General features: G+C 72.9%; 9 protein-coding genes and 1 pseudogene. 6 read left to right on the top strand and 4 right to left on the bottom strand.

What is annotated here, in order from left to right; all coding sequences use genetic code 11:
• From AC0CYZ_RS02500 to dnaE, 5 genes and pseudogenes are all read left to right on the top strand, one after another.
• A pseudogene (locus tag AC0CYZ_RS02500) lies at positions 1-299 on the top strand (malate dehydrogenase); the annotation flags it as partial.
• A gap of 49 nt (positions 300-348) precedes the next feature.
• On the top strand, positions 349-732 hold the full coding sequence (locus AC0CYZ_RS02495) for a cupin domain-containing protein (RefSeq protein WP_472212028.1): 384 nt from the start codon (positions 349-351) through the stop codon (positions 730-732).
• 364 nt (positions 733-1,096) lie between these two features.
• Positions 1,097-1,939, top strand: coding sequence for a 4-hydroxy-tetrahydrodipicolinate synthase (dapA, locus tag AC0CYZ_RS02490; protein WP_472212026.1), 843 nt, complete (start codon positions 1,097-1,099; stop codon positions 1,937-1,939).
• A gap of 79 nt (positions 1,940-2,018) precedes the next feature.
• Positions 2,019-2,258, top strand: coding sequence for a hypothetical protein (locus tag AC0CYZ_RS02485; protein ID WP_472212024.1), 240 nt, complete (start codon positions 2,019-2,021; stop codon positions 2,256-2,258).
• 223 nt (positions 2,259-2,481) lie between these two features.
• Complete coding sequence (dnaE, locus tag AC0CYZ_RS02480; RefSeq protein WP_472212022.1) at positions 2,482-6,030, top strand: DNA polymerase III subunit alpha; 3,549 nt, start codon at positions 2,482-2,484, stop codon at positions 6,028-6,030.
• A gap of 3 nt (positions 6,031-6,033) precedes the next feature.
• Here dnaE and pdxR read toward each other — a convergent pair whose 3' ends face one another.
• A complete protein-coding gene (gene pdxR, locus AC0CYZ_RS02475) occupies positions 6,034-7,464 on the bottom strand; it encodes a MocR-like pyridoxine biosynthesis transcription factor PdxR (RefSeq protein WP_472212020.1) in 1,431 nt (476 codons plus the stop codon).
• A 50-nt stretch (positions 7,465-7,514) separates the two neighbouring features.
• On the opposite strand from pdxR, the gene AC0CYZ_RS02470 reads away from it, so the two are divergent.
• Positions 7,515-7,994 carry a carboxymuconolactone decarboxylase family protein gene (locus tag AC0CYZ_RS02470; protein ID WP_472212018.1) on the top strand — a complete coding sequence of 160 codons (480 nt, stop codon included), beginning with the start codon at positions 7,515-7,517 and terminating at the stop codon, positions 7,992-7,994.
• Between the two features lie 3 nt (positions 7,995-7,997).
• On the opposite strand, the gene AC0CYZ_RS02465 is transcribed toward AC0CYZ_RS02470, so the two are convergent.
• The 3 genes from AC0CYZ_RS02465 to AC0CYZ_RS02455 are packed head-to-tail and all read right to left on the bottom strand — an operon-like array spanning position 7,998 to position 10,859.
• On the bottom strand, positions 7,998-8,756 hold the full coding sequence (locus tag AC0CYZ_RS02465; protein WP_472212016.1) for a crotonase/enoyl-CoA hydratase family protein: 759 nt from the start codon (positions 8,754-8,756) through the stop codon (positions 7,998-8,000).
• Complete coding sequence (locus AC0CYZ_RS02460) at positions 8,753-9,820, bottom strand: LLM class flavin-dependent oxidoreductase (RefSeq protein WP_472212014.1); 1,068 nt, start codon at positions 9,818-9,820, stop codon at positions 8,753-8,755. Before AC0CYZ_RS02460 ends, AC0CYZ_RS02465 begins: the two co-directional genes overlap by 4 nt.
• Before the next feature lie 7 nt (positions 9,821-9,827).
• Positions 9,828-10,859 (bottom strand): LLM class flavin-dependent oxidoreductase, encoded by a 1,032-nt coding sequence (locus AC0CYZ_RS02455; protein WP_472212012.1) that lies wholly within the window; start codon positions 10,857-10,859, stop codon positions 9,828-9,830.
• Positions 10,860-10,928: the final 69 nt, after the last annotated feature.

The raw sequence follows: 10,928 nt of genomic DNA, 5'->3' as shown, positions 1-10,928 counted from the left end.
TCATCGACGTGCGCGGCGCCTCCTCGGCGGCCTCCGCGGCCGCGGCGGCCATCGACCACGTGTACACCTGGGTCAACGGCACCCGCGAGGGCGACTGGACCTCGGCCGCGATCGTCTCCGACGGCTCCTACGGCGTGCCCGAGGGCCTGGTGTCCTCCTTCCCCGTGACCGCGTCGAACGGCACCTGGGAGATCGTCCAGGGCCTCGAGATCAGCGACTTCTCCCGCGAGCGGATCGACGCCTCGGTCGCCGAGCTCGGCGAGGAGCGCGACGCCGTCAAGAAGCTCGGCCTGGTCTGATCCCCGCCTGAGCTTCCCGCCCGACCGGGCGGCGCGCGAGGATGTCGCCATGAGCGAACCGGTGCGCGTCGTCCGGGAGGACGACCTGGTCGACGGCGACCCCACCCCCGGCATGCACCGCCAGGTCGCGTTCGAGGCCCCCTCGCTGTGGGCGGGGCTCGTGCACACCGACCCCGGGGCCACCTCGGGCTGGCACCACCACGGTGACCGCGAGACCAGCCTGTACGTCGTCGCGGGCACGATGCGCCTGGAGTTCGGGGCGGGCGGGGCCGAGCGGGCGGACGCCGGGGCGGGCGAGTTCATCCACGTGCCGGCGTGGACGGTGCACCGCGAGTCCAACCCCGGTGGCGACCGCTCCACGGCCGTCATCGCGCGGGCCGGGGACGGGCCGCCCACGGTGAACGTGGACGGTCCGGACGCGGAGCCGCGCTGAGCCGAGCCGGGGCCCAGCTGAGCCGAGCTGAGTTGGGGCCCAGCTGAGCCATGATCATCAGCACGCGAGGCGTGTCGGCGGGCCCTGACGCCTGCACCACGTGCCCCTCGCGGGGACGCGGACGCTCCTCCGCCCCGTCTGCCATGATCATCAGCACCTCAGGCATCCCAGACGCGCCGCGCCCTGCGCTCAGTGCCCCTCGCCGGCTGTGGGCTCGGTCGACGTGCTCACACCGGCTCGCCGACCACTCCGGGGACCGGTGATCACGAGTTCGGGAGCGACACACCCGACGTCGGCCGACGCCACGCGCCTCGTGGCCGGGGGTGGCCTCGACGCACCGCCCCCGACAGGGCAACCTGTCCGTGTGTCGCTCGGAGCCGTCCTCACCGCCATCGTCACCCCGTTCGACGACCGGGGGGCGGTCGACGAGAAGACCTTCGTCGACCTGATGCAGCACCTCGTCGCCAACGGGTCGGACGGCATCGTCGTGTGCGGCACCACCGGGGAGTCGCCCACGCTCTCGATCGAGGAGCACATGCGCCTCGTCGAGCTGGCCTGCTCGGAGCGCCCGGCCGGCGCCACCGTGATCGCCTCGACCGGCTCGAACGACACCCGCCACGCGGTCGAGATGACCGAGCGGGCCACCGAGGCGGGCGCCGACGCGATCCTGTCGGTGACGCCGTACTACAACCGGCCGAACCGTCGCGGCGTCCACGCCCACTACACCGAGGTCAGCCGCGCGACGGACAAGCCGATCGTCCTCTACAACATCCCCTCGCGGGTGTCGCTGGACCTGCCGAACGACCAGCTGGCCGAGCTCGCCCAGATCGAGCACGTCGAGTACGTCAAGCAGGCCAACAACGCCAACCTCGCGCCGGTCGACGGGCTGGGCATCTACGCAGGCAACGACGACCTCTTCGCGGTGGTCCTCGACATGGGTGGCTGCGGCGGGATCCTCGTCGCGAGCCACGTGGTCGGCCCGCAGATGCGGCGGATGGTCGACGAGCCGGAGAACCGTGCCGAGATCGAGGCCTCGTTGAAGCCGCTGTTCGACGCCCTCGGCGTCACCACCAACCCCATCCCGGTCAAGGCCGCGCTGGCGCTCGTGGGTCGCCCGGTCGGCGGGCTGCGGCTGCCGCTGGTCGAGGCCGACGACGCGGAGCGCGACGTCATCCGGGCCGCCCTCGAGGGCGCCGGGGTGCTCTGACCGACCTCGGCGTCGCACCGGCCGACACTGTCGGACCCTCCTGTCACTCTCGCCCCACCGACGAGGTGAGGAGGGTCCGATGAGGCGGATCGAGGGGCTGACGGCGCAGGACATCGCCCTGGTGGAGCGCGTGCGGCGTGGGGGCGGCGTCGGCCCGGACGAGTGGCGGCGGTTCGCGAGAGGCATCGACGACCTCGACGCCTGGCTCGAGGTCGACGAGGACGAGATCGACGAGGACGACGAGGACCTCCCGCCGCTCCCGTGCGACGGGTCGGTGTGCTGCCCGTGCGGCGGGTGCGACGGCCTCGCGCACTGCTGAGCGAGTGGCGTGTGGCCGCCCTCGTCGACCTTCCCCCGGGGCGGACACGCGCCCACTCCGGCGCCGACACGCCGCAGCGGCGCGGTGAGCAGCGGGGACGGCCCGCCGCCCGAGTGAGGGCCGAGGCTGTCGGACCCGAGAGGTAGCGTGACGCCCGTTCCCGCCCCCGAGATCGCGTCGGTGGCGGGGCGCCAGAGGTAGCCGTCCCGGGGAGGTCTCTCGCGTGTCCGACGACTCGTTCGTCCACCTCCACACCCACACCGAGTTCTCCATGCTCGACGGGGCCGCCCGCCTGGACGACCTGTTCTCCGAGGCCGCGCGCATGGGCATGCCGGCCCTGGCGATGACCGACCACGGCAACACCTACGGGGCCTACGAGTTCTGGAAGAAGTCGAAGGCGCACGGGGTCAAGCCGATCATCGGCATGGAGGGCTACATCGCCCCGGGCTCGCGCCACGAGCGCAAGCGCGTGTCGATCGGGCAGAACGCGAACGGCAGCGACAACCCCGACCTCATGTACACCCACATGACGCTGCTGGCGGAGAACACCGAGGGGATGCACAACCTCTTCCGGCTCTCCAGCCTCGCGAGCCTCGAGGGGTACTACTACAAGCCCCGCATGGACCGCGAGCTCCTCGAGACGTACGGCAAGGGGATCATCGCCACCACGGGCTGCCCGTCGGGCGAGGTGGCGCGCCTGCTCCAGCAGGGCGACCGCGACGGCGCGATGCAGGCCGCGAGCGACTACCGCGACATCTTCGGCAAGGACAACTTCTTCTGCGAGCTGATGGACCACGGCATCGAGATCGAGCGCCGGGTCCGGGACGACCTCTACGACCTCAAGAAGAAGCTCGACCTGCCGGGGCTCGCGACCAACGACCTGCACTACACCTACGCGAAGGACGCCAAGCCCCACGAGGTGCTGCTCTGCGTCCAGACCGGCAAGACGATGAACGACCCGAACCGCTTCCGGTTCGACGCGCAGGACTTCTACCTCAAGAGCGCGCGCGAGATGCGCGACCAGTGGGACCCGATCTTCCCCGAGGCGTGCGACAACACCCTCGCGATCGCCGAGCGCGTCGACGTCTCCTTCACCGAGGGCCGCGACCTGCAGCCGGTCGCGCCGGTGCCCGAGGGCGAGACCGAGGCGAGCTGGCTGGTCAAGGAGGTCGAGCGGGGCCTGCACTGGCGGTTCCCGAACGGCGTCCCCGAGAACTACCGCAAGCAGGCCGAGTACGAGGTCTCGGTCATCATGCAGATGGGCTACCCGGGCTACTTCCTGGTGACGGCCGACCTGCTGAACTACGCGCGCTCGGTCAACCTGCGCGTCGGCCCCGGCCGCGGCAGCGCCGCCGGATCGCTGGTGGCCTACGTCCTGGGCATCACCGACCTCGACCCGATCCACCACAAGCTGATCTTCGAGCGGTTCCTCAACCCCGAGCGCGTCTCCATGCCCGACATCGACATGGACTTCGACGAGCGCCGGCGCGGCGAGATGATCCGCTACGTCACCGAGAAGTACGGCGAGGAGAAGATCGCCCAGATCATCACCTACTCCACGATCAAGGCGAAGGCCGCGATCAAGGACTCCGCGCGCGTGCTCTACGGCCAGCCCGGCTACGCCGTGGCCGACCGCATCACCAAGTCGATGCCGCCCGCGGTCATGGGCAAGGACATCCCGCTCTCGGGCGTGTTCGACCCCAGCCACAAGCGCTACTCCGAGGCCGCCGAGATGCGGGCGCTCTACGAGTCGGACCCGCAGGTCAAGGAGATCGTCGACACCGCCCGTGACCTCGAGGGCCTGAAGCGCCAGTGGGGCGTGCACGCGGCCGGCGTGATCATGTCGAAGGAGAACCTCCTCGACGTGATCCCGATCCAGCGCCGGGAGGCCGACGGCGCGATCATCACGCAGTTCGACATGGGGGTCTGCGAGACCCTCGGGCTGCTGAAGATGGACTTCCTCGGCCTGCGCAACCTCACGATCATCGACGACGCGCTGAAGAACATCACGCTCAACGGCAAGGAGCCGCTCGACCTCGACACCCTCGGGCTCGACGACAAGGCGACCTACGAGCTGCTCTCCCGCGGCGACACGCTCGGGGTGTTCCAGCTCGACGGCGGCCCGATGCGCGACCTGCTGCGCCGCATGGCCCCGACCGAGTTCGACGACATCTCCGCCGTCGGCGCGCTCTACCGGCCCGGACCGATGGGCGCCAACGCGCACAACGACTACGCCGACCGCAAGAACGGCCGGCAGGAGGTCACCCCGATCCACCCGGAGCTCGCCGAGCCGCTCAAGGAGGTGCTGGGCGAGACCTACGGCCTGATCGTCTACCAGGAGCAGGTCATGGCGATCGCCCAGGTGCTCGCGGGCTACTCGCTGGGCAAGGCCGACCTGCTGCGCCGCGCGATGGGCAAGAAGAAGAAGGAGATCCTCGACAAGGAGTACGAGGGTTTCGCCCAGGGCATGCGCGACAACGGCTACTCCAACGCCGCGATCAAGACGCTCTGGGACATCCTGCTGCCGTTCTCGGACTACGCGTTCAACCGCGCGCACTCCGCGGCCTACGGCGTCGTCTCCTACTGGACGGCCTACCTCAAGGCGAACTACCCCGCCGAGTACATGGCCGCGGTGCTCACCAGCGTCCGCGACGACAAGGACAAGGCGGCGATCTACCTCGCCGAGTGCCGCCGGATGGGCATCACGGTGCTCCCGCCCGACGTCAACGACTCGGTGCGCGACTTCGCCCCGGTCGGCGGCGACATCCGGTTCGGCCTCAGCGCGATCCGCAACGTCGGCGCCGGAGTCGTCGACTCGATCGTCACCACCCGTCGCGAGAAGGGCAACTTCTCCGACTTCTCGGACTTCCTGCGCAAGGTCGAGCAGCAGGTCTGCAACAAGAAGGTCGTCGAGTCGCTGGTCAAGGCCGGGGCGTTCGACTCGCTGGGCCACCCCCGCAAGGGCCTCGCCCTCGTCCACTCCGAGGCGATCGACTCGGTGATGGCCACCAAGCGTGCGGAGGCCGACGGCCAGTTCGACCTGTTCGGCAGCTTCGACGACGACGACCAGGCGGGCGCCGACACCGCGGACACGACGGGCATCTTCGACGTCAAGGTCCCCGACGGGGAGTGGGAGCCCAAGCACCGCCTCGCCCTCGAGCGGGAGATGCTCGGCCTCTACGTCTCCGGGCACCCGCTCAACGGCATCGAGCACGTGCTCGCCAGCCGGGCCGACACCCCCATCACGAAGATCCTCGAGGGGGACGTCCCCGAGGGCGCGTCCGTCACCGTCGGCGGTATCCTCGCGAGCGTCACGCGCCGGGTGAACAAGAAGGGCGAGCCCTGGGCGTCGGCGCAGATCGAGGACCTCGCCGCGGGCATCGAGGTGCTGTTCTTCCCCCGCACCTACGCGGCGGTGTCGATCGACGTGTCCGAGGACGCGATCGTGCTGCTCAAGGCCAAGGTCAACAAGCGGGACGACCGCGTGAGCCTGTTCGTCGAGGACCTCGCGGTCCCCGACCTCTCGACGGGGGCGGGGGCCGCGCCGCCGGTCCGCGTGCAGATCGAGAGCGCGCGGTGCACCCCGGAGCGGGTCGGCAAGTTCAAGGAGGTCCTCGTCGCCCACCCGGGTCCCAGCGAGGTCCACCTGACGCTGCTGGCGGCCAACGGGGCGAGCCACGTGCTGCGCCTCGACGACGGGCTCAAGGTCACCAACTCGGGCGCGCTGATGGGCGACCTCAAGGCACTGCTCGGGCCGCGCTGCCTGGGGTAGCGCTCAGCCGACGGCCGCGAGGAGGTCGCCCAGCGCGGTGAGGGCGCCCGACCACGCGCTCGCCGACGGGGTCGCGAACCCCACGACGATCCCGTCGCGGCCCGCTGCCGCTCGGGGGTGGCGGAACGCGCCGAGGCCCTCGAGGGCGACGCCGCGCTGCCGTGCCGCGTCGAGCACCCCGGCCTCGGTGCCGTCGGGCAGCTCGATCAGGGCGTGCAGTCCGGCCGGGTGCCCGACGACGCGCAGCCCCGGCCCCCGCCCCGCGACCAGGGCCACCAGCTCCTCCCGCCGGAGCCGGTAGTGGCGACGGGCGGTCCGCACCTGCCGGTCGTAACCGCCCGAGTCGAGGAGGTCGGCGAGCGCCAGCTGGTCGACGACCCCCACCCCGCCGGCCATCCGTGCCGCTACCGCTCGAGCCAGGTCCACGGGCAGCACCAGCCAGCCCAGGCGCAGGCCGGGGGCGAGCGCCTTGCTCGCCGTGCCGAGGTAGGCTGCCCGCTCCGGGGCGAGGCCCTGCACCGCGCCCACCGGCCGGCGGTCGTAGCGGAACTCGCCGTCGTAGTCGTCCTCGACGACGATCCCGTCCGCCTCCCGCGCCCACGCGACGGCGGCCGTCCGTCGCGCCGGCCGCAGCGGGATCCCCGTCGGGAACTGGTGGGCCGGGGTGAGCAGGACCGCCCGCGTGCCGGTCGCGGCGGTCAGGTCGGGCAGCTCGGCGGTGCGGGCCCCCGCGTCGTCGAGGGCGAGGGGGACCGTCGGCGGTCCGATCGCGTCGAGCATCCGGCGGTGGGCGTGCAGGCCGAGCTCCTCGACGGCCAGACCCGCCCCGGCGCGGTCGGTGAGGACGCCCGCGAGCAGGCGCAGCCCCTCGGTCGCGCCCGCGGTGACGACGACCTGCTCGGGCCCGGCGCGCACGCCCCGGACCCGGGCCAGGTAGGTCGCGAGCGCCGTGCGCAGCTCGGGGCGGCCGGCGGGATCGCCGTAGTCCCACGCGGCGTCCGGGGCCGCGGCGACGGCCCGCCGGACCGCCTGCCACCACGCCGCGCGCGGGAACATCGACGCGTCCGGGCGGCCGGGGCGCAGGTCGTGCACGACGCCGGGTCCGTCGCGCCCGTCCGCCGGCCGCGGCGCGGGGTGCGGCACGGGGACCGTGGCGGCCACGCGGGTCGGTGCGCCCTGGCGGGCGGTCAGCCAGCCCTCCGCGGTCAGCTCCGCGTAGGCGTCGACGACGGTGGTCCGGGCGAGCCCGAGGTCGGCGGCGAGCCCGCGCGACGAGGGGAGCGCCGTCCCCGCCGGCAACCGCCCGGACCGCACCGCGTCCCGGAGCGCGTCGGTGAGCGCCACCCGCACCCCGCGGCCCGCGGTGACCGCGAGGTCGAGGTGCAGATCGGCCCCGACCCGCCGTCGGGAGCCGGAACTGGTCTGCGAGGTCACCACCGAAGTGGACCACGGACGCCGTCCGCTGGGGGCCTAGCGTCGAGGACGTGACCACGACCGTCGGCACCCGCAGCCCCGTCCACCCGCCCCGCCTGTCCCTGGCCGACCACGCCCCGGACGTCTACCGGGCCATGGCCACGCTCTCCGCCGTCGCCGGGGCGGGGCTGGAGGCGCCGCTGGTCGAGCTCGTCAAGCTCCGGGCCTCACAGATCAACCACTGCGCGTTCTGCGTCGACATGCACAGCCGCGAGGCGCTCGCCGCCGGCGAGAGCACCAGCCGGATCGTGCAGCTCTCCGCGTGGCGGGAGTCGCGCCACTTCTACAGCGAGCGCGAGCTGGCCGCCCTGGAGCTGACCGAGGCCGTCACGGTGCTCACCGACGGGTTCGTGCCCGACGAGGCGTGGGCGGTGGCGGCGGCGGCGTTCGACGAGGCCGAGCTCGCGCAGCTGGTCGCCGCGATCACGGTGATCAACGCGTGGAACCGGTTCGCGGTCACCACCCGCATGGTCCCGGCGGGTCGCCCCTGACGGTCAGAAGCGGCCGTGCCGGCCCTCCCCGGCCGCGAACCGGGCGGCGCCGGCCACGGTCTCCGCGGCCAGCGCCGCCGCACCGTGGGCGAACTCGGCGGCCAGGGCGGCCGGCTCGTCGAGGCCCTCCTGGTCGAGCACCGAGGCCCGGTCGGAGCGTAGGCAGACCTGCGGGAACGCCGCGAGGTCCCGGGCCAGCGCCTGCGCGGCCGCGAGCGCCTCCCCGGCCGGCACCACCCGGTTCGCCAGGCCCATGGCCAGCGCTTCGGCCGCCTCCACCGCACGCCCGGTGAGCACCAGGTCCATGGCCCGGCTCGTCCCGATCAGGCGCGGCAGCCGCACCGTGCCGCCGTCGATCAGCGGCACGCCCCATCGACGGCAGAACACCCCGAACACCGCGGTCTCGTCGGCCACCCGCAGGTCGCACCACAGCGCGAGCTCGAGCCCGCCGGCGACCGCGTGGCCGGCCACCGCGGCGATCACCGGCTTGGACAGCCGCAGCCGGGTCGGACCCATCGGCCCGTCCCCGTCCGGCTCGGTGCGGTTGCGGTCCTCGGTGGCGATCGCGGTGAGGTCGGCGCCGGCACAGAACGTCCCGCCGGCGCCGTGCAGCACGGCGACCGCGGCCTCGTCGTCGGCCTCGAAGGCGCGGAACGCGTCGGCGAGCTCGGCAGCGGTCGGGCCGTCCACGGCGTTGCGGCGCTCGGGGCGGTCGAGGGTCACCGTCGTGACCGGTCCGTCGCGCTCGACGAGGACGCTCACGGTGTCCCCTTCCCCGTCGCTCCGCTCGCCCCCGGCGACCAACCGAGCGCCGGCCCGAGCTTCGTGGCCATGTCGGTGAGGATCTGCACGTAGTCGGCGTGCTCGAAGGTGAACGGCAACGCCCACACCACCTCGCGGACGTCCCGGAACGCGGCGTTCGCGTACAGCGCCTCCGCGATCGCGTCCGACGGGCCGACCAGGTCGCGGGCGTAGAGCATCTGGCGCGGTCCGTGCGCGACGGCGGTCCGCGGCGTGCGGTGCTCGACGTAGGCCTCGTACCTCGCGCGCTGGTCCGCGGTCGCGGAGTCGGTGGGGATGACGACGAGGCCCTGCGACACCCGGGCCGCCTCGCCGAGCGGGTGCACGGACCGGAAGAGCTCGATCTGCTCGTGCTGGATCTGCGCGAAGACCCGGGAGGCGTCGTCGCCGAGGTCGTGGCCCTCGGACTGGATCACGTTGCTGGTCAGCATCGCGAGGCCCTGCTCGCCGGCCCAGCGCACCGAGCGCCGGCTGCCGCCGCCGTACCAGACGCGGTCGGCGAGCCCGGGGGAGTGCGGCTGGACGAAGTCGGAGAACGACTCGATGCCATCGACCCCGGAGAACGTGCTCGCCGGCTCCCCGCGCAGCAGGCGCAGGAGGCGCTCGACGCGGGTGTAGGTGAGGTCCTCGATGTCGGCGGTGTCCGGGTAGAGCCCGGCCTTGACGTCCTCCCAGTGGATCGGCGGCCCCACGCTGATCCCCGGGTTCATCCGCCCACCGGAGAGGACGTCGAGGGTGCCGAGGTCCTCGGCGTAGCGCAGCGGGTTCTCCCAGCCCAGCGGGGTCACGGCGGTGCCGAACTCGATGCGCGACGTCCGCTGCGAGGCGGCCGCGAGCATCGTCACCGGCGAGGAGATGCCGGACTGGAAGTGCCGGTGGCGCAGCCAGACCGAGTCGAACCCGAGCTCCTCGCCCAGGACGATCTCGCGCAGCAGGTACTCGTGGCCGGGACCGGGGTCGGCGCCGTCGTAGGTGCCGAGGGTCAGGAACCCCTGCCGTTCCAGGGGGACACCGGGAGGTGGCATGGCGCGATCATGCCTCGGCCGTCGGGCTCCATCCCAGTGCCGGCCCGAGCTTCGTCGCCATGTCGGTGAGAATCTGGACGTAGTCCTCGTGGGCGAAGGAGAAGGGCAGCGCGAAGACGACCTCGCGGGACTCCCGGAACCCGGCGTGCGCGTAGAGCGCCTCGGCGATCTCCCCGGACGTCCCGAGCACGTCGCGGGCGAACAGCAGGCGTCCGGGACCCTGCGGCGAGGAGGTCCGCGGGGTGCGCGCCTCGACGTAGGCCTCGTACTTCGCGCGCTGCTCCGGGGTCGCGGAGTCGGTGGGGATGACGACGAGGCCCTGCGAGACCCGGGCCGCGTCCCCGGCCGGGTGGGCGGCGCGGAAGGCGCGGATCGAGCGGGCCTGGATGGCGGCGAAGTCCGGCTCCTCGTCGGGGGCGACCCGCACGACGCTGGAGGTGAGCAGGTTGAGCCCCTGCTCCCCGGCCCGTCGCGACGAGCTCTCGCTGGCCGCGCCGTACCAGAGCCGGTCGGCGAGCCCGGGGGAGTGCGGCTGGACGTGGTCGGAGAACGACTCGATGCCCTCGACCCCGGAGAACGTGCTCGCGGGCTCGCCGCGCAGCAGGCGGTGCAGCCGCGCCACGCGCTCGTAGGTGAAGTCCTCGACGTCGGCGGTGTCGGGGTAGAGCGCGGCCTTGACGTCGTCGAAGTGCATCGGCGGCCCGACCGAGACGCCGGGGTTCATCCGCCCGCCGGAGAGGATGTCGAGGGTGCCGAGGTCCTCGGCGTAGCGCAGCGGGTTCTCCCAGCCCAGCGGGGTGACCGCGGTGCCGAACTCGATCCGGGAGGTCCGCTGCGAGGCCGCCGCGAGCAGCGTCACCGGGGAGGACACCCCGTACTGAAGGTGGCGGTGGCGCAGCCAGACGCTGTCGAACCCGAGGCGCTCGGCCAGCTCGATCTCGGCGAGCAGGTGCTCGTGTCCGGGCCCCGGGTCGTCCCCGTCGAAGGTCCCGATGGTGAGGAAACCGAGCTTCTCGAGCGCGACGCCGGGTTCGGGCATGCTCCGGATCATCCTCCGGTCCGCCCGCGTCCGCCGAGCCCTTGACCTCCTCGCGTGACACGGCGCACC

The sequence above is a fragment of the Actinomycetospora sp. genome, from assembly GCF_055612215.1.
Note: the sequence above shows the minus strand (reverse complement) of the source record. Positions and strands in the feature narration are given on the sequence as shown.